Source organism: Flavobacterium gelatinilyticum (genome assembly GCF_027111295.1).
Lineage (GTDB): Bacteria > Bacteroidota > Bacteroidia > Flavobacteriales > Flavobacteriaceae > Flavobacterium > Flavobacterium gelatinilyticum.
In genome coordinates this window covers 1,134,259-1,157,230 of sequence record NZ_CP114287.1, presented here as the reverse complement: position 1 = coordinate 1,157,230, position 22,972 = coordinate 1,134,259, and the positions used below count along the sequence as shown (strand labels likewise).

Genomic DNA, 22,972 nt, shown 5'->3' with positions numbered 1-22,972 from the left:
TGTTTATTTATCGAGGATTGGTGATCGTAATGGTTTTTTGTTGAATGGAATAATTAAAAGGCGTGTCGCGTTTCAGCAGGTCTAAAATATTCTCGACACTGGACTCGCTGATCGTAATTGTACCTGTAAAATTCTGTCTGGCCAAGTCAGAATTTTCATTGACAATTTCAACGTCGTAGGTACGCTGAATAATTTTAGCGATTGTAGAAAATGGGGTGTCTTTAAAAGCAAGTTCGCCTTTTGTCCAGGCAGCATAAAAGGCCGGATCGACTTCTTTTAAGACCAGTTTTTTAGAATTGTTCTGCCAGGTCGCCATCTGGTTAGGGACAAGGAGAACGGCATTGGAAGGATTAACAGCTTGAGACATTCGGATGCTTCCTTCGATTAATGTACTATTAACCGTAGGGTTTTCAGGATAAGCGCTCACATTAAACTTAGTCCCGAGAACTTCAATGTCTGCCTGATTTGCATGCACGATAAACGGATGCTCTTTGTCTTTGGCAACTTCAAAAAATGCTTCACCGCTCAGGTAAACATTTCGATTTCCGTCAGCACCAAACTGCTCCGGATAACGTAAAGTAGTTCCCGAATTTAAACTCACAACAGTACCATCTGAAAGTTTAAGTCTGAAACGTTTTCCGTACGGAACCGAAAGTGTATTGTAAATAACTTCGTGATCCTGTACTCTGCCAAAGTAAATAATCTGGTTCGGAAATTTTTTAGCGACTAAATCACCTTTATCATTTAATAATGTGGTCTGATTTTTTGCAGAGAAATATTCCAGACGGCCGTCGCCTAATTCCAGAACAATTTCTTTTGGAGTTTCAGATTTGCGGTTAAATAATAAAATAGTGAATCCTAAACCCAAAAACACTAAAAATACGGCAGCGTATTGCAAATACTGTCTGATTTTGTTTTTTGGTTTCATCTCGATTACCGGAACAGGATCAATTAATACATTTGAAGAAAGAGTGCTTAAAGCCCAGGCTTTCTTTGCCGTTATAAATTGTTTCTTGTTTTCTTCTGATGCTTCAATCCAGTCAAAAAGTGCCTGAACTTCCTGCTCTGAAGCTTCTTTAGAAAGGTATTTGTCTATAATTTCCGATGTCATAATTGCGTTTTAAAACTTCTCGCCATAGTAAGTACACTTCAGAATTAAAATACCCTACCTTTTATTTTTAATTATTACAAATAAGAATAAAAATTAAGAACAAATAATCGGATAATTTAGTTTTTAAAATCTTTAAAGCCTTGGTCATGTGGGCTTCAACAGCTTTTAAAGTAACGTTCATTTCTTCGGCGATTTCTGCATTTTTTTTATTCTCAAAGCGTTTTTTTATAAAAACTTCTCTTGTTTTTGGCGGCAGATCGCTGATAGATTCCTGAATTATACGTTCTAATTCGGTTAATTCTAAAGTATCGAACTGAATCGAATTTAATACTTCGATATCCAGTTCTCGTTCTTTATGGTTTAGAAGGTCATTTTTGAATTTATCCTTCACTTTATTGTGGCGGATTAAATTGAGACATTTTGATTTGGCGTATGTAAATAAAAAAGCCTGAATCCCATTGATAGATTCTATATTTTCTTTGTTCTGCCAGAGGTGTAGTAAAGCTTCCTGAGCCAGGTTTTCAGCCTCGTCCTGATCGTAAATAAACTGAACGCTGAAAGATTGAATTCTCCTAAAATATTTATCATAGAAAAACTTGAACGCAGTTTCGTCTCCGTCCTTAAAGGAAAGGAAAAGTTCTGTTTCGAAACTGGTATTGTTGTTCATTAAAAAGGATTTATTTTTTGGAAAAGCAATATTAAGTAAATTTTAAAAATTACTAAGTTCTGTCCGGAAAGCGGCAAATATAAAAGTTTATTTATATTAATTCTAAATAAAATAAAATTATCGAATGTTTTAAAAAAAATTATTCAGAAAAGGTTTGATTTAGGTGTTTCTCAACCCCTAATCCCTCAAAGATTTCTTTAAAACGAAACCTATAAAAAAGCAAAGTTCGCAAAGCTTTGTTTAAAAACTTTGCGAACCTCTGGTAACTCTAATGTGTTTGTTTGCGGTAAAAAAATACCGCGTTTAAACTAGTCTGAGAAAATTCCGCCATCCAAAACCAATCAATAAAAGATTGAAAAGCAGTAATGGTAAAAATGCTTTCATAAAACTAATTTCGGTTGTATCATTAAAAGTTTCTACTTTAAACTTCTCCCAGTTTTCCTTTTCTGCAGAAGCATTATCGAAAATCTTCGGATAAAAATACAAACGCATTTTTTCGTGGAATTTTGCGGTTTCTTTCAAAAACAAAAGCTGGTTCTTCAGATCCGATTTTGCAATTTCATTCAGCTGAATCTGCGTATGAATTGTAGGGATAAACTGCGCGATTAATTCGCCGGCACGGTTTCGCTGTTCGAGTTTAGTTTCTAATTCCCTGGATTGTACAGCCGATTCGTCGTCGCCCATTTGCTGCATCGCATAATACCAAAGCCAGCTGAATTCTTTTTCAGGAAGTACGTAATTTTTAAACTGAGGGTAATGTTTGTAGAATTTATCCAGTGTTTCCTGCTTATCCATATCCCATTTCTCATGATACGCATTTCGCTGTTTCAAAGTCAGTTCCAAAGCTTCAGGAACTTTGTATCTGTTGATGATATACGTATTTACAACAGCCGGAAGAATGATAATTAGAAACAGCCAGATTGTCAATAAAATAACGGCATTGAAATTCGAATTTTTCTGAAGCGAAACAATGAAAAAACAAACTGCAAACCAAAACAGGATGTACAAAACTGAAATTCCGTAAAAAGCAATAAACGATTTGTCAACCGGAATCTGCAGAAATAAAACCGCTGAAATAAGCACCAAAGTCAAAAGAGCAATTAAACTCAGGATTCGGACATAAAACAGTTTCAAAATGTATACAAAGGTATTAGAACTCTGCGTTGCTACAATTTTCCAGGTTCCGGATTCTTTTTCTTCGGAAATAAGATTATACGAAAAAGCAATAATTAAAAGAGGGAAGAGGTACAAAAGCACAAAACTAAAGTCGATATTTCCCGCCAGAAGATTACTTGGGTTATTGAGCTCCGAATCGTATTTCTGACCCTCCAGTCCACGGATCGTTACAGTTTGAATCGACGGATTTACATCGCGCTGCCCAATTGCCAGACTGTTTACAGGCAGGGTTTTGTTTACCAGCGAAAACTTGATGTAATATAACAAAAGTCCAATTTCGTCTTTATGATAAGCAGCATTTCTCGCAATATGTTCCTTTTGATAAACTGCTGTTTCAGCTATACTATTTTGTTGTTTTTCCTGAAACTGATGGCCAATTAAAAGGCTTATGAAACCAATAATCAGTAAAAAAAGCAATCCAATTTTGGTTCCTTTTGAGCGTATAAAATTTTTAAATAAGAGTTGTAACATAATTAGATTGCTTTAAGGTTTTTGGCTGCGAAACGAATAAGAAAAAACAAGATTATAATCCAGAGCGTAATCGAGATTATAGAGAGAATTTCGGTCTTTAAAACGTCAGCAATTCCTTTTGGCTCATAATGAAATTCCTCAACATCAGCCCAGTGTTCTTTGCCAATTGTAAGCGGTTTGTCATTTGGTCCCGGCTTTTTGTTGCTGATGTATTTTATCTGCAAAGCATTCATTTTCTGCGCCATATTATAACGGTATACTTCGGCTTGTTTCTGAAAATCGATGTACGAATCATAATCAGTATTCGATAATCCCATAGATAAATTCTTCATTGCGATATACGGATTCAGGAATGAAACCGCCTTTGAAAAACTATTCTGTTTCGCATAAATTTTAAGAAGATCTTCCAGGTGCTGATTGTAAATATTAGAGCTGATTCTTTCACCTTCGGTCATAATAAATCCGGAATAATTGAAAGGCAGTTTTTGTACCGAATCGACTTTGTATGTTCGCAGCAAAGAATCTTTTATTGCTTTGTAATGCACATCGTTTGGGTTGTGGCTGTCGCCTTGTTTGAGAATATCTTTTTCGATATTGCTGCCAAACTGAACCTTTGACGGAGCTTCATATAAATAAGCACCAATTGCCTGCGTAGTTCTTGGCAGGATAATAGTCAGGATCAGCCAGATTCCAATTAGCGAAACCAACGCTTTTTTTGATGTTTTGCTTGACGCCGAAACCAAAACGGCAATCACGCAGAAAAACATCAGATAAATAAAATGAAACCCAACAAACAAGATCATTTTAAAAGTATCATCTGCAGAAATTGTAAAGTTTTGAAGCAAAAGCCATACGAAAACCAATATAATTACGGCCGGAATAAAAAGCAGCATTATAACACCGGCAATGCCGAGAATTTTCCCAAATAAAAGTTGTTTCCAGTTGATTCCCTGACTTAAAAGCAGTTTTAAAGTCCCATTTTCTCTTTCGTAAGCCACGGCATTAAACCCTAAGAAAAAAATCAGCAGGGGCAGTAAAACCTGAAAAACCATGGCAATACTGATCTCGCCAAAGCGAAGCATACTGTTAGAGAAACCGGCTTCGGAGAAATTGGCGGTGTTTTGTTTGTGCGCTTCAAGGAAAATAGCATTCCCGAAAAACGGTTCCATACCAAATTCGAAAACACTCAGCGAAGTATTTTTTCTAAAAGCAAAATTGCCGTAATGCGCCATCCTGTGCGGATTCTTATCCGGATTTTTCAGCCAGTCTTCTCGCGATTCATGCTGGTATTTTTCGCTCGTTTCGTTTTGGCTGTTGTAATTGTCCCAGCCCAAAAATACAGCGTACAAAAGCAGCACGCCAATAAAAAATGTTATGATGTAAACAGCCGGATTTTTAAAAACTGAATTTTTAAAATGTCGGGCTATAAGGAGTTCTGTATGTAAAAAAGTCATATAAATTAAAATTTATAAGTTACGGTAAGGCTTGCATTTCTTGGACTTCCGGGAAATAAACGGAAATAATTCTGTGCACCTAACCAATACGTTTTATTTAATAAATTGCCGGCATTAAGGGCAATTTGTACATTGCTTTGACTTGGTTTGTAAAACAATGCCGCGTCGAAAATGGTAAAATCAGGAAGAGTAAAATCTCTGGTAAACCAGGGCACTTTACTGCTTTGGTACTGAACCCCGAGACCAATTCCGAGATCTTTTAAAGCAGAATCTGCAGCAAAGTTGTAACGAGTCCACAAATTGGCGCTGTTCTTTGGCGTGTTCTGTTTTCTGGCTCCAATTAATGCCGGATTGCTGTCGCGGATAATTTCGGCATCAATATAACTGTAGGATGCATTAATCTGCCAGTCGGGTGTGATGTAACCGGCTAAATCGCATTCGAAACCACGGCTTCTTTCGGCACCTCTTGTAACCAGCAGATCGGGATTTACAGGATCATTGGCATTCATTAAAATATTGCGCTGATTGATCTCATAAACTGCTGCGTTAAAAGTAATGCTGTTGTTTAAGAAGGTAGTTTTGATGCCCGCTTCTTTCAGATTACTTTCTAAAGGATCAAACAAACTGCCGCCTGCTAAATTTCCCGTTTGTGGCATTAAAGTTACGGTGTTCGATTGGGGCTGATAGCCTTCAAGATAGGTAGTATAAACATTTATAATGCTGTTTACCGCATAAGTTATCCCGATTCTTGGCAGCAAAGCCGATTTTTTAACCTTTAATTCGTTACTGGTTTCATAATTAGTAATATCAGCAAACCACTCATTTCGTAAACCTAGTAAAAAAGTGAATTTCTCCCACTGAATCTGATTCTGAATATAAATCGCATTTGTTGTCGTTAATGCCGATGGAAGGGCAGTACGGACATTTAGTGTATAATCTTCCGGACTCGTGATTGTATATTTCGGGTTATTTAAATTGAAATATTCAACGTTGGGTTTTGGCAGTACAATACCGTCAATCGTAACCGTTTGGTAATTTGCGGCATTTGTAGGAACAAAAGTTGCAGCAACAGTTCCGTCATTCAGTAAATAACCCCGGGCCGCGTTTTGTCCGCCGCCTTTGTTTTTGTTCCAGCTGCTTAAATCATAACCTGTCAGTAATTTATGATTGAGCTTTCCGGTTTTAAAATCGAAATTTAAATAGGCACTCAAATTGTCAATATCCCAATTCTGTTCACGTTCTATAAACTGCATCATTGCCAGGCTCGTAACAGGCTGATTGTTCATGTCAACCGCAAAAGCATTGTTTGTACGGTGTTCCTGAAGGTCTTCTGTCCAGGTTTGTTTCATATAAGCGGCATTGAAACCAATTTTAGAATTGAATTTATGTGTAAAATTGGTGGTCAGGATCATTTCTTTCGATTTAAAATAATCATCCGGAGCTCCCAGATTCAGGCTGATCGGTGTTTTGGTTAAACTGGTTTTTCCGGCCACAGCACCAAAAATAGGCTGACCGCGATCCAGAATTCCGGTCATATCGCTGATAATTAATTCGGTATTGATTGCTGTTTTTTCATTTGGAATATAACTGAAAGAAGGCGAAATGAGGAACGATTTATTGTTAACTAAATCCCGAAACGATTTGGCCTGTTGATATGCTCCGTTTACCCTGTATAAAAGGGTTTTGGAATCGTTCAGCGGACCTGTAAAATCAAGTGTGCCGCGCAGGGTGCTGAAACTTCCGGCGCTCATGCTGATTTCTTTTCGGTCTGTTGTCAGTGGTTTTTTGGTCACCATATTGATGCTGCCGCCCGGGTCAACAGATGAAAATGCAGCACTCGAGGGTCCTTTTATAACCTCTACACGTTCGATATTACTCGTTAAAGGCTGCAGAAAATAATACTGGCGCGTTCGCATTCCGTTAATAATCTGTCCTTCTTCGTTCTGACTGATCCCGCGGATTGTATATTGGTTGTAATAACTTGCCGGAATAACGCCGCTGGACATTTTTACTGCATCGGCCAGATAAAAAGCGCCTTTGTCTGCAATTAATTCTTTGGTCACTGTCGAAATAGACTGCGGAATATCTTTGTTTAGTGCAGCTGTTTTGGTCGCGGCAAACGAATAGTCACTGTTGTACTTTTTAGACGAACGTCCTACGATTTCGACCGTCTGCAATTCGTTTCGGTCAACCTGAAGCGCAATAGTAAGAAACCCTGAACCCGATTTTACCCGTATGGATTGATATCCTACAAAAGAAATTTCTAATATTCCCTGTCCTTCAATCGTGAAATTTCCGTCTGAATCTGTAATTGTTTCTTTATCAGAATTTAATAATTGAACTGATGCTCCAATAATCGTTTCTTTAGAATTACTGTCAACTACTTTTCCTTTTATTTCCTGTGCCTGAATCTGATTGGCAAGACCGGTTAAGAATAGAATATAGAATATGTTTTTCATCTTAAACTGTCTGTAAATACAAGTTTTCCAGTTCGTTGGCCGAGATTTTATCGGCTTCGATAACCGTAACTAAGTTTCCCTGTTTCATGATCCCGATGTGCGATGCGACTTCTCTTGCCCTGAAAATATCGTGCGTTGCCATTAAAATTGCCGTTCCATCTGCCGAAAGTTCTTTTAAAATCTGAGAAAATTCATTAGAAGCTTTTGGATCCAGTCCGCTTGTAGGTTCGTCCAGTAAAAGTACTTTCGCTTTTTTGGCTATAGCAATGGCGATACCTACTTTTTGACGCATTCCTTTAGAATAACCGCCCAGATACTGATCATGTGCCGTGGTTTGTAATCCGGCTTTGTTTAAAAAATAAGTCAGTTCGCCTTTAGAATATTTGAAACCGGCCAGTGAAGAGAAAAATTTAAGGTTCTCTAAACCTGTTAAATTAGGGTACAACATTACGGTTTCAGGAATATAAGCGACATGTTTTTTGGTTTCCTGCGTGTTTTCAGTAACCGATATATTGTTGATTTCCAATTCGCCTGATGTAGGTTCAATAAAACCCAGAAATAAATTGATTGTAGTGGTTTTTCCGGCTCCGTTCTGACCCAAAAGCGCAAAGATCTCTCCTTCGTTTATTGTTAAGTTTAAGGCTTTTAAAGCGATGTGATCGCCATACTTTTTGGTCAAATTTTTTGCTGTAAGCATAGTGTTTTATTTGAATTAATTGAGTTTTAAAAATGATGAAAATAGAAAATGACAGGCTTTTACGAGTCTGTAAGAAGCTTGATTTTCATGGGTTAAAAGAATGAATTACTGCTAAACAAAGCGTATTTTTTTGGAATATAGGCTGAGAGAAAAATAAAATTTTCTCTCTGTCAAATTTGATAAAAAGCCCAATTTAGCTTTTGTAAATGCAGTAATTAAGAGATAACGGGAGGCGCGCGCAGTGCAAAAAGACTGCCTTTAAAAAATGATGTTGAAACCTTTGTGTATAAAAACAGGCAAAGGGTCTCTGTACTTATTTCAGTAAATGAAAAAGTCTGAAAAGAATTTGGAATAAAGCTACTGAATGCAAAATGACAAACAGGACAATTATTCTCTGCCGAATGAGCGTGTGTGATTTCTTTCTGCCCCGGCGTATAGTTATGCTCACAGTGTTTATGGGCCAGCTGTTTAAAAAGATGTTCGTAGGAGTGAACCGTCTGGAACAGCATGGCAAACAATACTGCAAACGATACAAGTAAATTAACAACTACAATTTTTCTTTTCATTCAGTGGTATTTCGTGCCGGATTTAAGTCCTTAATTTGCAGATAAATAAACGCAACGGCGTTGCAAATATAAATATCTTATTTTTGAAATGCCTTATAATGCACTTTATTTTTAAGTGAACTAAAGTCTAAATCCCACAGGATACAACCACTTTACAGGTTACTGTATAATAGTTGCAGTGTATGAAAATCAGATGATCCGTCGAAATATTTATGCAAAACTTCCTGAAAAACCGGCTGCGTATTTTGTACACTGGCAAAGAGTGTCATACAGGATTGAAGCTTTTCGGCATCCGGTGTTCCAAATATATCGCTTACGGTTTCTTCTTCTTTTTTTACTAATTCCGAAGTAATTTCAACCAGATGTTTTCCTAAAATAGGATGTTCCAGAAAAGCAATGGCTTCGTCGGCATTTTTGATTTCGTAGAATTTAGAAGTATCGCTTGAACCCATTCCTTTTATCTGCGGAAAAATAAACCACATCCACGGAGATTCCTTTTTGCCTTTTTTGATTTCGTCCAGAGCCGTTAAATACAATTTATTCTGGGCATCTAAAAAACGAAGTAATTCATTGTTGTTGTAAGCCATTATGTACTGATATTAATTTGGGGTATCAGGTGATAAATCTACAGAAAATTAGTTTACCTGTATATGACTAAATCCTTTTTTTAATGCTATTTTTTTTAAATATTACGAGCAAAATAAGGCATTAAAGCCTGCTGTAGAATTTTAGCCGCAAATTGAAATTTTTCGATCAGATAAATATTTTAAAATTTTGCATGCCTGATTTTAATTAGCAAAAATAATCCTGTTAACAAGTTTAATTATTGTTATATAAGTGCATTTTTGTTGGTAAACTTGTTATAATTTTCCTATTTTTACCCTAACAGGACATTCAATTGGACTTTCAAAAATATATTTTTGATAGAATCTTACCTTAGAAATGTCAATTCTTCTAACGGGTATTTTTGCCCATCTAAAAAAAATATTTGCTTATGAAAATAGGATTAATCGGATTCGGAAAAACTGGAAAATCAGTAGCTTCAATACTATTAGAAAATGAAAAATTCAGCCTTGAATGGGTTTTAAGACAAAGCAGTGTTTTAGAACACCGATCAGTTCCCGAGTTTTTTGGAATCCAGTCAGATGAACCCGGCTTAATCTATTCAAGTTCCCACACTCCAGTAGAAGAACTTCTTGAAAAACATCCGGTTGATGTGATCATAGATTTTTCGTCCAGTGAAGGAATTTATACATATGGTGAAACGGCAGCCAAAAAGAAAATTAAAATTATCTCGGCCATCTCGCATTATAAGGATAAAGAATTGAAACTACTGAAGAAACTGGCCGATAAAACCACGGTTTTCTGGTCTCCAAATATCACTTTGGGAGTGAATTATTTATTGTTTGCGGCAAAGTTTTTAAAGAAAATTGCTCCGTGGGTCGATATCGAAGTAAACGAAGAACATTTTAAAGCCAAAGAAGGAACTTCGGGAACAGCAGTCAAAATTGCGGAAGCGCTGGATATCGAAAAAGAAAATATAAATTCAGTAAGAGCAGGAGGGATCGTTGGAAAACACGAAGTTATCTTCGGATTTCCGTATCAGACAGTGCGCTTAATTCATGAATCTATTTCAAGAGAAGCTTTTGGAAACGGTGTTATTTTTGTTGCCGAGAATTTAAAAGAAAAAGAAAAAGGTCTTTATAATTTTGAAGATATTCTTACTCCTTACTTTGTTGTTTAGCTTTTGCTTTTTATCTTAAAGATATTGATAGTAAGAATTTTGTTGTTCTCGCATTGGGCAAAGTTTTTGTTCCACGCAGATTGCTTTTATGAAGATGAAGAGAGGTTTTCTAAGGCATATTTTGAAAAGGCTTTAGCCAAACTTGTATTTGGCTAAAGCCTTTTTTAATATCTACAGCTAAAAACCGGAGGCAATTTAAATCTGCGTGAAACAAAAGCTTTTGTGGTACTGATAGAAAATTAATAATCAGCTATTTAAATGAATCTGTACCTTCGCGGCAACAAAAAACTTAGCTTCTTGGTCCTATAATTTCTTTTCGGTGTAAAGTACCCCAGTCTCTCAAAGCTAGAATAACACTTCCTAAAGATTTGCTGTGTTCTGTTCTCGAATACTCAACAGTAGGCGGGAAGGTGTCGTAAACCTTTCTTATGACCAGCTTGTTCATTTCAAGATCTTTCAGCTCCTTTGAAAGCATTTTATCTGTAATTCCGTTAATATCTTTCGAAATTTCCTTAAATCGTTTTGGACGTTCTCCAAGGGCAATCAGAATGGGAAGTTTCCATCTGCCGCTTAAAACCTCCAGTGCATCCCGTACAGGCAATAAGGCTGCAATGCATTCCTGTGGCTCACAGTCTTTTATACAATCAATAAATTTTGTTTCAGTTTCCATTTCCATGTTTAGTGCTTTACTATCTTCGAGGATAGCGCTATCCTCAAGGATAGTACTATAAAAGAGATAGTAAATGTAAATAAGTTTGCATAGTAAAACAAAACAAAATATAAAATGAGCAAAAGAATTTTGAATATAGTGACAAGCACCAAAGGCGAAACTTCATTTAGTAACCAGTTATCAAAGGCAGTGATCGAAAAGCTGTTAAACACGAATCCGGGAAGTCAGGTAGAAACCCTTGACCTTTCTAAAACCCCGCTGCCTTATTTAACAGATTCACATATAAATGCCGTTTACACTCCTGCTGAAAATCAGACAGAAGAGCAAAAAGCAGCACTTAAATTTTCAGATGAAGCAATTCAGACTTTAGTCAATTCTGATTTTATTGTAATTGGCGTTCCCTTATACAATTTTGGGATTCCTGCCGTATTAAAAGGCTGGATCGATCAGGTGGCAAGAGCTGGAAAAACGTTTAGTTACGCCGATGGTTCGCCAAAAGGATTACTGACTGATAAGAAAGTATATCTGTCAATCGCATCAGGTGCCATATTTTCTGAAGGTCCATATAAAAGTTATGATTTTTCAGAATCGTACCTTAGAACGGTATTTGGGTTTTTAGGAATGACCGATGTTACGACTTTTAGGGTAGAAGGAACCGCAATTCCAGATTTTGCCGAAAATGCCCTGCCAAAGGCGCTGTCTTCTGTAGAAGAATTTGCTTTTTAATATTCTTTAAAACAAAAATCCCAGTTTATGAACTGGGATTTTTGTTTATTATTTATATCTGTTTTCAAGATGTAATTCCTGATCAAATCGATTTGTATTAATTTCTTCCAGAATGTCCAAAAATGACGTTTCCATTTTAAGGATTTCTTTTTCAGCATCGTATACTAGAGAATAAACGTTTAATTCTTTATCGACTGCTAAATAATTTCCGTCTTCAAAATCATAGAAAGTATAAAAGATTCTTCCGTCATAATCAATATCAAATACTGTATAATAATCCAGCTTTTCTTTGATTGTATCATCAAGATTATCATAGAAAATATCGACTTTTATTGGTTCAAACTTAAAAGTTGAAATATCGATGTTTTTGTTTTTAATGTTTGAAAAATCAAATTCCTCAGGTTTGTATTTAGAATGACTTATTTTGAAAGCCCAGATTAGATTGTTGTGCAGTACGATTTCGGCTTCTTCAAAACGCTGATGCACTTTAGAAAATATCCTAAGTCCGGAAATCTTTATATCCTTTCCTCTTGTATGGTATTTGCGATAGTTTTCTCCCGGATACGTTATCTCTGTATATTTAAAATCAGGATGCAGTTCCCAGTTTTTTAATCCCTCGAAATTATTGGCCTTGGCCTGAATTTTTAAATCGGCAAAATCATCAGGAAGAGAATTAATTACAGAATAAAACAGTTCTTTTTGTTCGTTTAAAATAAGGGCAGTTTTACGTTTTGGGAAAATTGCTGCCAGTGTTTTTTGTAGTAAACTCATTTATTTTTCGATTATCATAGTAACACCTTGTCCGCCTGCGGCACAAATAGAAATAAACCCTCTTCCGGAACCTTTTTCGTTTAATAATTTCGCCATAACGCCAATTAACCGGCCTCCGGTTGCGGCAAAAGGATGTGCAGCGGCAAGACTGCTTCCTTTTACATTTAGTTTTTCGCGGTCTATTGCGCCAAGAGTTTTCTTCAAACCCAATTCAGCACTCAGTTCCGGGCTTTCCCAGATTTTTAAAGTGGCTAAAACCTGCGCGGCAAAAGCTTCGTGAATTTCATAATAATCAAAATCCTGCAAATTCAATTCTGCTTTTTCCAACATTCTGGATGTAGCAAAAAGAGGTGCCAAAAGAAGATTCTGCTGTTTTTTTACATATTCAATTGCTGCAATTTCGGCAAAAGTAATGTAAGCCAGAATAGGTAATCCACGTTCTTTTGCCCATTCTTCTGATGCCAGAAGCACACAAGAGGCACCATCAGTTAAAGGAGTTGAATTTCCGGCTGTTAAAGTTCCGTTTGCCTTATCAAATGCCGGATTAAGTTTCGCCAGTTTTTCAATAGTACTGTCTCTTCTCAGGTTATTGTCTTTTTCAAGTCCGTTAAAAGGCGTAATCATATCATCAAAAAAACCTTCGTCATACGCTTTTGACATATTTAAATGACTTCTTAAAGCAAACTGATCCTGATCTTCTCTTGAAATTTTATAATACTTAGCTGTGATTTCGGTATGACCGCCCATTGAAAGTCCGGTCTGTGATTCTTCATTTTTAGGAACCAAAGGCGATAAATCTTTTGGACGAAGTTTCAGGAATGTTTTGATTTTTCCGCCTAAAGATTTTGCCTGTCGGGCTTCCAGTAAAATCTTTCTGAGTTTTTCACTAACCGCAATCGGCATGTCACTTATAGAATCAACACCTCCTGCAATCCCCGAATCAATTTGTCCCAGAGCAATTTTATTGGCAATGTAAACCGCACTTTCGATTCCTGTATCGCAGGCCTGCTGTAAATCGCAGGCGGGAGTAGCAGGATCAAGAGCTGTTTTCATCACGCATTCTCTTATCAGATTATTGTCGTACGTATGTTTAATTACTGCACCTCCGGCCACTTCACCGAGTAACTGGCCTTTTAAATTGTACTTATCAACGAGTCCGTTTAAGGCTGCAGTCATCATTTCTGTATTTCCAACATTAGAATAAGCAGTGTTGGCTCTTGCAAAAGGAATTCGGTTATAACCTACAATTGCCACTTTTCGGGGTGTTTGAATATTGTTCATCATTAGGAGGATTAGTTGTGGTAAAATTTGATTGAAAGTTTAAAGATAAGCAGGTTTAGAGTTTTTGTTTCTAAAAAAACTTTTTTTATTTCATTCATCTTTACCATTTAACTAAAAACTCTTATTTCTTTATATTTATTTAGAATGGTTAAAAATAATTTGGAAAACAAAATATTAGAGATTACTTTTACCAAATAAAACTTAAAATTTGACCAAAATGAGTATAAACAGGATTAAAAAAGCCTGCTTTTTCATGTTTCTTTTGACTTCGCTTACCGCGATAAGTCAGGAGTTGGGAAAAGTAAGCGGAAAGGTTTCTTTAAGCGGTAATGTACCTGCCGAGGGTATTTCGGTTGTGCTGCGAGGAACAAAATATACAGCTGTTACAAACACAGCCGGACAATACGAAATTAAGAATGTAAAACCGGGTTCATATACCATTAGTCTGCATTCAGTAGGCATTCGTCCTGTAGAAGAAAATATTGTAGTAACAGCAAAACAAACGACAACTAAAAATTTCTCACTTTCTGAAAGTCAGGAAGACCTTGAAGAAGTGGTTATTACAAAAAATAAATACAAACAGGACAAACCATCTTTATCTTTACGTTTACAGACTCCGGTATTAGAAATTCCGCAGAATATTCAAATTGTAAGTGCCCAGACACTGAAAGATCAGCAGATTATCAGTATGAGCGATGGGGTTATTCGCAACGTGAGTGGTGCTGTACGATTGGAACACTGGGGCGATTTGTATACAAATATTTCCATGCGCGGTACCCAGATTCAGGCTTTCCGCAACGGATTTAACGTAGTTTCTTCGTTCTGGGGACCTTTGACTGAAGATATGAGTTTTGTTGACCACATCGAATTTGTAAAAGGACCGGCCGGTTTTATGCTTTCAAGCGGTGATCCAAGCGGATTATACAATGTGGTTACGAAAAAGCCAACCGGAATTACAAAAGGTGAGGCAAGTGTTACAGCTGGGAGTTATGATTTTTACAGAGTAAGTCTGGATCTTGACGGAAAACTGGATAAAAAAGGAAAAGTATTGTACAGATTTAATGGCGCTGCGCAGAAGAAAGGTTCTCATCGTCCGTTTGAACACAATGACCGATATGTACTTGCTCCTGTGATTTCGTATCAAATAGATGATAAAACAAAATTAACAGCCGAATACAATTTTCAGTATGCTAATATGACGGAGGTGGGATCGTTTTATGTTTTTGCTCCCGAACAGGATGGTTATGCTTCAAGACCACGTAATTTTACCATGACACAGCCGGGATTACCGGATACTAACATTCAGGATCACAGCGGTTATGTAATGTTTGAACATAAATTTGATGACAATTGGAAACTGACTGCACAGACGTCTTATTTTAAATACATGCAGCAAGGTTACAGTTCATGGCCTGGAGTGGTGGGGCCTGGGCCGGTTGACAGGGATTATGACGGAGTGAAAGAAGGCGATCTTACTGAAGGACAAATAATACGAAATGTAGGTATTTGGGATGCAGAAAGCAATATGTATTTGGGACAAATATTTGTAAACGGAAAATTCAATACCGGAGCAGTGAGCCACAAATTATTGGGTGGTATTGATTTAGGGAATAAAGATTATATGGCCGATTATTTTCAGTCTCATGATCTGGATACTCTTGAAGACCCGTTTAATGTTTATAATCCAAATTACGGCACACCGTCAAACGGACTTCCTAATTTTGACCGTGTTACTCCTCTTAGCGTGAGGGCTGCAGCGCTTATAAATTCTGAATATGCTGCAGGTTATATTCAGGATGAACTTGGTTTTCTGGAGAATAAATTAAGGCTGACACTTGCTGCACGTTATACCTGGATCAGTCAGAGCAGCGGCGATGATGTTGAGGAAGACAGCCATGTTACACCGCGAGTTGGTATAAGTTATTCTATTGATCCAAATACAGCTGTGTATGGTTTGTATGATCAGGCTTTTATTCCGCAATTTGGTGTTTTGAAAGCAGGCGGTACATTAAGCAAGCCTTTAACCGGAAATAATATTGAGTTTGGTATCAAAAGAGACTGGTTTGATGGTTCATGGAGCACCAGTTTGTCTGCTTACAGAATTATAAAAGAAAACGAACTTGTTTCAGATCCTTCAAATGGACCCAGAGATGTCTTTAAAGTGGTTTTGGATGAAAAAAGAGCTCAGGGAATTGAATTTGATGTAAGAGGAAAAATTATCGATGGTCTGAATGTAATCGCCAATTATGCTTTTACAGAAGCAATAGTAACAGATTCTAAGGTTTCAAATATAAGTACGGGTTCTATTGTACCCGGATATTCTAAACATACTGCCAATGCATGGCTGAATTATAATTTTCAGGCAGGTAAACTAAAAGGATTTGGCCTTTCTATTGGCGGTACTTTATTGGCAGACCGTGAAACGGATACCTGGAGCGTTGGTCTTGAAAAACTTCCAACTTATTTTAAACTTGATGGTGGTTTGTCATACGAAACCGGTAAGATGAAAGTAACGGCAAACGTGTTTAATATCTTAAATGAATATCTGTACAGCGGTTCGTATTACGCTCCTTTGCAGGCTTACTACTGGCAGACTGAACAGCCAAGAAATTTTAGGGTTGGTATTGCTTACAAATTCTAATCAGATTTGTTTTAGTTGAAAAATTACAAATCGCAAAAAAAGCATCTGACTTAATTGACAGATGCTTTTTGTTTTTTATTGTTTGCCGCAAAGGCACAAAGTTTTTGTTTCACGCAGATTTTTTTAACACATAGGAATATAGTATTCTGTATGTATAAAAAGGCATTTTATTGGTTTAAACAAACATAGCTGTGTTTTGTTTCACGCAGATTATAAAATTGATTTAAGCTGATAAACGCAGATTTTTTTGTTTTTAATTACTTCTAAATGAAGTTTTAAACTATTAAAAATCTGCGTGAAATAATTCGTAGTATTTTAATCGCCAAAATCTGTGAAAAACAAATTGCGCATTCCTGACTATGTGTGAAAACTAGTTTTTTTACTCTACTCATTTAAGAAAAAAATCTATGTTTCTATGTGTTTCAATTTTAATCTGCTCAATTTGCATAATCTTCGAGAGACAAATCTGCAGTAAAAAACTATCCCTTCTTAATCAGAGGAATCAGTTTAGTTCCAATGAGTTCTATTGCATTCATTAACTGCGAATGTGTAAGTCCGGCATTATCCATTTGAAAGGTAAAGCGATCTACACCTCCAAGCGCTTCGCTGTGACGCAGAATTTTCTCAGCGGCCCTTTCAGGACTCCCCACTATTAAAACGCCCAAATCATCAATTAAACCGTCAAATTTACCTTTTGTAACCGGAGGCCAGCCACGCTCGTAACCCAGTTTCGTCCAAAGTTCAGCATAACCGGGATAATATTCTTCGATTGCTTTTTCGGTTGAAGCCGAAACATAGCCCGGAGAATGTAATCCGACTTTTAATTCATGAGCTTTAAAACCTGCTGCTTCACCTGCCTGACGATATAAATCGATTAAAGGGCGAAAACGGTGCGTCTGCCCGCCAATAACCGCCACCATCAAAGGCAGACCTAAGCTTCCGGCTCTGATAAAAGACTCGGGAGTTCCGCCAACGCCAAGCCAAATAGGCATTTTTTCCTGTAAAGCCCTGGGATAAACGGGAAGGTTATTCAGTTCCGGACGAAATTTTCCGTGCCAGGTAATAAATTCATTAGCTCTTACTTGCAAAAGCAATTCGAGTTTTTCTTTAAAAAGAGCATCATAATCCCTAAGATCATATCCAAAAAGGGGATAGGCTTCAATAGCAGAACCGCGTCCAACAACAATTTCGGCTCTTCCTTTTGAAATTAAATCCAGTGTGGCAAAACTTTGATATACACGCACAGGATCTGCAGCACTTAAAACCGTTACCGCACTTGCCAGCCTTATATTTTTTGTTCTTGCCGCAGCCGCACTTAAAATCACCGCTGTAGCCGAATCCAGAAATTCTTTCTTGTGATGCTCGCCGATGCCAAAAACATCGAGTCCGCATTGATCTGCAAATTCAATTCGCTGCAGCACCTGCTCCATTGCATCAACACTGCTCAGGGTATTGTTGTCGCCGTACATTGCCGAAGCAAAGCTGTCAATTCCTATTTCCATAATTTTTTTCTAAAATTCCAATATCAAATTCCAATATCAAATTTCAATTTCAATTTCAAATCTACAATCTAAAATCTACAATCTAAAATTCTCAATTAATGCGAGAATCCAAAAGAAATACTTGTGATAATGATTAGAATTACGATTAATGTAATAACAACATACAGATAATCCTTCTCAATTGTAAATGAAAATAACGAAAGCAAAACCCTTAAAACAGGCGTTAGGAACAATAATATGATTCCGAAGAATATTAAATATTCACCTCTTCCGTCGATCGCGCCATTGATAACTGTTGAGATTACTTCGAATATGTTGCGGTCATTTTCTTTAAAAACCGAGTAATCTTCGATTTCTTGTCCGTGGTGCATTAAATAGACAATACCGCCAATAAAAGCTACTGATAATGAAATCCATACACCGTAGCGCAATAAGTTTCCGATTATCGTCTGAAAATCTTTTTCTCCAAATTTTTCGTGCTGCATAACTTTAGATTTTTCCATTAATTCCGTTATAAATCATATTAATCGCCAAAACAAAAATCAGGCAGGCAAAAAAGATTCGCAGTTTTTTAGGATTGGTTCGAACCAAAACTTTAGCTCCTGCCATAGCGCCAAACAAAACGCCAATAACCACCGGCATACAAATTCCGGGTTCGATATATCCTTTCTGAATGTAAATTACAGAACTCGCCATTGCTGTAACACCCATCATAAAATTGCTGGTAGTGGTTGAAACTTTAAACGGAATCCGCATAATATTGTCCATCGCAATTACCTTAAAAGCTCCCGAACCAATTCCGAGTAAACCCGACATCATTCCGGCAATTCCCATCATGCTGAAACCGCCAATTACGTTTTTGGTTCCGTAACTTACCACCTGTCCGTCATGCGTTGGGTAAGTACCCTGAAGTTTTAGTTTTTTAGCCAGCGGACTTGATTCCAGTACAATATGTTCTTCCTTCTTTCGAAGCGAATTAACAGCAGAAAAAATCAGTGTCAGTCCAAATAATACGGCGATGAATGAAGTAGGAGCAATTGTAGAAAGCAAAGCACCGCAAACGGCTCCGATTGTTGTGGCGATTTCGAGAAAAATTCCCAGTCTCATATTGGTAATCCCTTCTTTTACATAAGCTGCCGCCGAACCCGAAGAGGTTGCAATTACCGAAACTAAAGCTGCTCCAATGGCATAATGAATATCGACACCAAGAATAATGGTTAAGAGAGGAATAATGATGATTCCGCCTCCTAATCCTGATAATGAACCAATAAATCCGGCTAAAAAAGCGCCGAGAATCATTATCAGGGTAAATGTAAGTACTGTCATTTAAGATATGTTTTTGTATCTGCTAATTTACGAATACATATCTGTTCAAAAGAGTTTTTAGAACTTAAATATAGCTTAAAAAGTTTTTAGTGGTCATACTAAGCTGCTTTTAGACTCCGGAAACTTTATCAAAGTTTTAAATTTTGACAAAGCCTATCGTTCAGATTGCAAACTGCAGCTGATCACTGAATACTAAAAATCTGATCACTAAGAAAAACTAAACCTTAAGACGCAGCTTAGTAGGCGGATAACCGAAGATTCGTTTAAAGGCAATACTAAAATTAGAAACGTTCTGATAACCGGAAAGATGGCTGATTTCTTGTATCGAAAGCGAAGTATCTGTTAAATAATGTCTGGCATTGTTCATTCGGATTTCCTGGAGATAACCAAAAACCGTGTCACCAAAAACTGTTTTAAAACCTTCTTTTAGTTTGGTCTGGTTGACACCTATTTTACGGGCAAGTTCTACAATAGTATACGGATTATCAATGTTTTCACGGATTAATTGTGCGGCAAATTTTATCTTTTCAACATCATTACCGCTTAAATTTACGGCTTCTTTCTGCTGGTCTAAATCATGATGACTTAAAGCAATAAGCTCATAAATTTTAGATTCCATGTAAATTTTTCGCGTCAGGCCTTTGTAAAAGCAGTTTTTGATGTCCTGAATAACACCGTAGATTTTGGCACCAATTTTTATTTCGCCTTTAGATAAAGCTGTGCTGGTATTTTTCTGGATGTTGTTAAGAAAATTGTCCATTACTCTTGATTCTCCTTCGTATTTAGTTAATACATTTAGAGGTAAATGAATATCAAAAGTGTTGTAAACAAGGTCTTTTTTAAAGTCAATTTTGGCGTGATTGTCCTCGGCAGAAAGAAAAGTAATATTACCCGACATTGGAGCTGCAAAATCTTTTACAGAGCCGGGATTTATATATCCTATTTTTTGGTCAGAAAGATTAAAATGCATTTCTAAAAGCGAAGAATCACCGCGTCCTGAAATAGCAATATCATCGTGCATCTGATAATTTCCCTGAAGAATGGACAATTCTTCGGTAATCGAATGTTCATGGAATAAAATGTCGCCTTTTGGAGTAACAAATTTGATATCTTTTTCCCCCTCCAGTTCTATTTCTGAAAGTCCGGTCTTCAGTTTTGGACCGTTTTCCAGAAAATCAGCAAAATCATTTGTATCAATTTTAAATGCCATCCCTTATACTTCTATATTCATAATTAAAACTTCCAGATTCATAAATACCTCTGTTAGTTATCCGATACTTTTGCACCAGTGAACACAATTTATAATAAGTTTAAATAAAAACAGCTTGACACTTAAATTAAACCTTATGTTTATGTTCCTGATTGGTCTTTTCTCTGCAAACGCCTGTCCGGTTTATATTCATATTGAAGACAACCTTGGAAATTCATTATCTAATATTACGGTTCTGGTCGATAACAAACCAATGGGAACCAGCAATAATTCTGGTATTTTAGAACTTTCTCTTTCAGCCGGAACTTACAACATCGAAGTGGTAAAAAATGATGGACTAAAAGCAAAACAAACTATTACCGTAAACTGCGATCAAAGCAATACTTTCAAATTTACACTAAATTTTTCGGATGCTGATTCTGCAAAGTTAAAAGAAGTTGTGATACAAAACAAAACTGTAAAAAAACAGCTTGAAGAATCGCCGTATTCAATTGAAGTAATCGATTTTAAAAAACAATATGACAAAGCCGGCGATGTAGGCGATTTTATAAACCGTGCTGCGGGTGTAAAATTAAGAACAAACGGAAATTTAGGTTCAGCAGTGCAGATTAATCTGGGCGGACTTCAGGGAAAAGCAGTTCGTTTCTTTAAAGACGGTATTCCAATCGAACTTTTCGGACACGGTTTCAGCCTTGGAACCATTCCGGTAAACATGCTCGACCGCGTTGAAGTCTACAAAGGTGTCATGCCGGTTTATCTGGCTTCGGATGCTTTGGGAGGCGGAATTAATATGGTTACCAGAACTTCGGGCAAAAATTTTGGCGAAGTATCGTATGAGATTTCTTCTTTTAATACTCACAGGGCTACGGCGAATTTTTATCTTCAGAATAAAAAGAATTTCTATGGAGGATTTAACGGTTCTTTTAATTATTCTGATAATGATTATAAAGTACGTGTTCCTATTCAGAATGAGACAAATGAAGAATTAAAGAATGTAAGACGTTTTCATGATATGACCCGATCCAATTATGCGGAAGCTTTTGTTGGATTAAAAGAAAAATCGTGGGCAGATGATTTTCGTTTAACGTTGATTTATTCTGATTTCTACAAGCAGATTCAAAATGATGCTCAAATGCGTATTGTATATGGAGAAGCTTTTTCGAAAGAGCAGAATTACAGCGGAATGATCAATTACAAGAAAAAGTTTTTTGATGATAGACTTAAGGTAAATTTCCTGACCAATTACAGTCATTTTAATACCAAATTTATTGATACAGCAACAGTACGCTACAACTGGGCAGGAGAAATTATTGGCAGAAATTTACAGCCGGGAGAAATCAGGTCTGGAAATAACCAGCGTTTGAATTATGATTTAGCTTCTTCAAGATTAAATTTAGAATACAAACTTTCTGATCGTAACTTTTTAGAATTCAGTGAAATGTACTATTGGCAGAGAAGAAAAGGAAGCGACCCTCTTGGAGCAGTCTCTATAATTGAAGGCGTTGATGTATTGACTATTCCTGCCACATATAGAAAAGATAATATGGCACTGGCATGGCGTTCGTTATGGCTGGGAGAGAAGTTAGAAAGTATTGTTGCCGGAAAATATTATCACTATTATACAGATGGGTTTACTACTGATAATTACGGATTTGCATGGAAATCATCAAAAAATGACAGTCAGTTTGGGTATTTGGGAGGTCTAAAATGGACTCAAAACAATTATCTGGTAAAATTATCATACGAATATGCCACACGTCTTCCGGATGAATTTGAGGTTTTTGGTGATGCCAGAATCATAAAAGAAAACTTAGATCTTAATCCGGAAAGAAGCCATAATGTCAATTTAAACGGTCAGTATTCTATCATTAAAGAAAACAGCAGCCTGACTTTTGCAGCGAGTTTGTTTTACCGAAAAGTAAAAGACGGGATTTTCCTTCAGTATGATATTCCGTTCAGCCGTTATATTAATTATGAAGAAACCGAAGTAAAAGGTTTTGAGTTCGAGACTAATTATATGCCTGTTAAATGGCTGAATTTAGGATTTAATGCTACTTATCAGGATATTCGAAGAGTTGCAGTTGAGAATCTTTACAGGTACCTGCTGGATTCAAGAGTGCCGAATGTGCCGTATTTGTTTGGAAATTTTTGGGTGAACACCTATTTCAATAATATTTTCAAAACCGGAGATAACTTAAATTTTACTTGGAATGCCAATTATACACACAGATTTTTCTTAGTTGAAATTCCAAAAAGTCAGGAACCTTCATTATTTGAACCTGTAAAGGATTTTCAGACTTCTTTAATTGTGCCTCAGGATGGAAGGCTGGGGCAGTTTACCAATGATGTCGGGGTGTATTATCATTTTTCAAATCAAAAAACAACCCTTTCAGCAGAGTGCCGAAATATAGGAGACGTAAGGCTGTATGACAATTTTAATGTTCAGAAACCGGGACGATCTTTCCACCTCAAAGTAGTATATAATTTTTTTTAAATAAAA

At 36.7% G+C, this 22,972-nt stretch carries 19 protein-coding genes; 4 read left to right on the top strand and 15 right to left on the bottom strand.

Features of this window, described 5'->3' with window-relative positions; genetic code table 11:
* Positions 1–7 precede the first annotated feature (7 nt).
* From OZP11_RS04865 to OZP11_RS04830, 8 genes are all read right to left on the bottom strand, one after another.
* Positions 8–1,111: a FecR family protein gene (locus tag OZP11_RS04865; protein ID WP_281234102.1), complete on the bottom strand. Its 1,104-nt coding sequence runs from the start codon at positions 1,109–1,111 to the stop codon at positions 8–10.
* A gap of 67 nt (positions 1,112–1,178) precedes the next feature.
* On the bottom strand, positions 1,179–1,778 hold the full coding sequence (locus OZP11_RS04860; protein WP_281234101.1) for an RNA polymerase sigma-70 factor: 600 nt from the start codon (positions 1,776–1,778) through the stop codon (positions 1,179–1,181).
* 303 nt (positions 1,779–2,081) lie between these two features.
* Positions 2,082–3,425 carry a DUF3526 domain-containing protein gene (locus tag OZP11_RS04855; protein ID WP_281234100.1) on the bottom strand — a complete coding sequence of 448 codons (1,344 nt, stop codon included), beginning with the start codon at positions 3,423–3,425 and terminating at the stop codon, positions 2,082–2,084.
* A gap of 2 nt (positions 3,426–3,427) precedes the next feature.
* Positions 3,428–4,879: an ABC transporter permease gene (locus tag OZP11_RS04850; RefSeq protein ID WP_281234099.1), complete on the bottom strand. Its 1,452-nt coding sequence runs from the start codon at positions 4,877–4,879 to the stop codon at positions 3,428–3,430.
* Between the two features lie 5 nt (positions 4,880–4,884).
* On the bottom strand, positions 4,885–7,338 hold the full coding sequence (locus tag OZP11_RS04845) for a TonB-dependent siderophore receptor (protein ID WP_281234098.1): 2,454 nt from the start codon (positions 7,336–7,338) through the stop codon (positions 4,885–4,887).
* A 1-nt stretch (position 7,339) separates the two neighbouring features.
* The gene (locus OZP11_RS04840) at positions 7,340–8,035 is read right to left on the bottom strand and encodes an ABC transporter ATP-binding protein (protein ID WP_281234097.1); all 696 of its coding nucleotides are present in this window, start codon (positions 8,033–8,035) and stop codon (positions 7,340–7,342) included.
* Between the two features lie 215 nt (positions 8,036–8,250).
* Complete coding sequence (locus OZP11_RS04835; RefSeq protein WP_281234096.1) at positions 8,251–8,601, bottom strand: hypothetical protein; 351 nt, start codon at positions 8,599–8,601, stop codon at positions 8,251–8,253.
* Positions 8,602–8,753: 152 nt separating this feature from the next.
* Entirely contained in the window at positions 8,754–9,188 is a 435-nt protein-coding gene (locus tag OZP11_RS04830; protein ID WP_281234095.1) for a DUF1810 domain-containing protein, read from the bottom strand.
* Positions 9,189–9,595: 407 nt separating this feature from the next.
* Between OZP11_RS04830 and OZP11_RS04825 the strand changes: the two genes are divergently transcribed.
* Entirely contained in the window at positions 9,596–10,345 is a 750-nt protein-coding gene (locus OZP11_RS04825; protein ID WP_281234094.1) for a dihydrodipicolinate reductase C-terminal domain-containing protein, read from the top strand.
* 289 nt (positions 10,346–10,634) lie between these two features.
* On the opposite strand, the gene OZP11_RS04820 is transcribed toward OZP11_RS04825, so the two are convergent.
* On the bottom strand, positions 10,635–11,021 hold the full coding sequence (locus OZP11_RS04820) for a winged helix-turn-helix transcriptional regulator (protein ID WP_349293775.1): 387 nt from the start codon (positions 11,019–11,021) through the stop codon (positions 10,635–10,637).
* Between the two features lie 108 nt (positions 11,022–11,129).
* On the opposite strand from OZP11_RS04820, the gene OZP11_RS04815 reads away from it, so the two are divergent.
* Positions 11,130–11,741 carry an FMN-dependent NADH-azoreductase gene (locus OZP11_RS04815; RefSeq protein ID WP_281234093.1) on the top strand — a complete coding sequence of 204 codons (612 nt, stop codon included), beginning with the start codon at positions 11,130–11,132 and terminating at the stop codon, positions 11,739–11,741.
* Positions 11,742–11,789: 48 nt separating this feature from the next.
* Here the strand turns inward: OZP11_RS04815 and OZP11_RS04810 are convergent, their stop codons facing one another.
* Both OZP11_RS04810 and OZP11_RS04805 read right to left on the bottom strand, forming a co-directional pair.
* Positions 11,790–12,512, bottom strand: a complete 723-nt coding sequence (locus tag OZP11_RS04810) for a hypothetical protein (protein WP_281234092.1) — start codon at positions 12,510–12,512, stop codon at positions 11,790–11,792.
* Positions 12,513–13,793 carry an acetyl-CoA C-acetyltransferase gene (locus OZP11_RS04805; protein WP_281235501.1) on the bottom strand — a complete coding sequence of 427 codons (1,281 nt, stop codon included), beginning with the start codon at positions 13,791–13,793 and terminating at the stop codon, positions 12,513–12,515.
* Positions 13,794–14,010: 217 nt separating this feature from the next.
* Between OZP11_RS04805 and OZP11_RS04800 the strand changes: the two genes are divergently transcribed.
* Positions 14,011–16,434, top strand: a complete 2,424-nt coding sequence (locus OZP11_RS04800; protein WP_281234091.1) for a TonB-dependent receptor — start codon at positions 14,011–14,013, stop codon at positions 16,432–16,434.
* A 479-nt stretch (positions 16,435–16,913) separates the two neighbouring features.
* Here OZP11_RS04800 and OZP11_RS04795 read toward each other — a convergent pair whose 3' ends face one another.
* From OZP11_RS04795 to OZP11_RS04780, 4 genes are all read right to left on the bottom strand, one after another.
* Positions 16,914–17,936 (bottom strand): LLM class flavin-dependent oxidoreductase, encoded by a 1,023-nt coding sequence (locus tag OZP11_RS04795; RefSeq protein ID WP_281234090.1) that lies wholly within the window; start codon positions 17,934–17,936, stop codon positions 16,914–16,916.
* Between the two features lie 95 nt (positions 17,937–18,031).
* Positions 18,032–18,439: a DUF1634 domain-containing protein gene (locus OZP11_RS04790; RefSeq protein ID WP_281234089.1), complete on the bottom strand. Its 408-nt coding sequence runs from the start codon at positions 18,437–18,439 to the stop codon at positions 18,032–18,034.
* Entirely contained in the window at positions 18,426–19,262 is an 837-nt protein-coding gene (locus tag OZP11_RS04785) for a sulfite exporter TauE/SafE family protein (RefSeq protein WP_281234088.1), read from the bottom strand. The genes OZP11_RS04790 and OZP11_RS04785 overlap by 14 nt, the downstream gene beginning before the upstream one ends.
* Before the next feature lie 217 nt (positions 19,263–19,479).
* Positions 19,480–20,472, bottom strand: coding sequence for a helix-turn-helix domain-containing protein (locus OZP11_RS04780; RefSeq protein WP_281234087.1), 993 nt, complete (start codon positions 20,470–20,472; stop codon positions 19,480–19,482).
* 115 nt (positions 20,473–20,587) lie between these two features.
* Between OZP11_RS04780 and OZP11_RS04775 the strand changes: the two genes are divergently transcribed.
* Positions 20,588–22,966: a TonB-dependent receptor plug domain-containing protein gene (locus tag OZP11_RS04775; RefSeq protein WP_281234086.1), complete on the top strand. Its 2,379-nt coding sequence runs from the start codon at positions 20,588–20,590 to the stop codon at positions 22,964–22,966.
* Positions 22,967–22,972 lie beyond the last annotated feature (6 nt).